Genomic DNA, 771 nt, shown 5'->3' on the forward strand with positions numbered 1-771 from the left:
GGATATTCGTGATCAACACCGAAGGCGCGACCGATCAGGCACGGTATGAGGAAATCGTCGGCCGCGCCCCGGCCCAGGTACGTGCAGCCGCATAGAGCACTTCCGAGAAAAGCGAGTAACGGTTTTTCCGTCCGGAAGTACGCAGTTTCAAAGACTTAGAGCGTTCCAGTGTTTAGATGAATTGAAACGCTCTAGGGATTGCCGAAGCGGGCTGCGATCAATGCGGCTCTGCTAACCGCATGGTTCTCGATCCTGCGGCGAGTGTCGGGGATGTCAGCTCGAAACCTTGTCGCGGTCCTGAACCCGGTCCAGCAGATCGACGCGCAGGGCGAAGCAATCCTTGCGATAGTGGATATCCGCGACATAGATCGCCACGTCGCTTTCGTCCACGAGAACCAGTCGGCAATCGGCTGTGGGCTCGCCGAGGCCAATTTTCAGGTGGTCCGCCGTATCCGGATCGGCGACGCCGATGGTCAATGTTTGATAGGCGTGGGCGACCTTTACATCTTTCATCTCGACAATCATCGGCAGTGCGGCCGAATGTGCGAAGCGCTTCCGGTCGCGGTCGAAGATGTGCTGGGCAAGAAAGAGGTTGACCGCGGAAAAGGGCTCCCCATGATTATATTGGATGCTGCGCAGGAAGGTGTAGCCGTCCGCGAGCTTTCCTTCTCCCTCTGCCAGGTCGGGCGGCGAGACGTTTTCTTCGATCTGAACGCGCTCGATGACGTTGTCCTTGATGGAAGCGACAACCGTGTCGAAATCATTGGCGAG

General features: G+C 57.5%; 1 protein-coding gene. It reads right to left on the bottom strand.

Translation table 11 applies throughout. The features are described from left to right. Positions 1-273 precede the first annotated feature (273 nt). On the bottom strand, positions 274-771 hold a 498-nt coding region (locus ACFHWW_RS33940), incomplete at its 5' end, for a UTRA domain-containing protein (protein WP_379943750.1).

This window comes from Sinorhizobium sp. P24N7, assembly GCF_042436655.1.
Lineage (GTDB): Bacteria > Pseudomonadota > Alphaproteobacteria > Rhizobiales > Rhizobiaceae > Sinorhizobium > Sinorhizobium meliloti_A.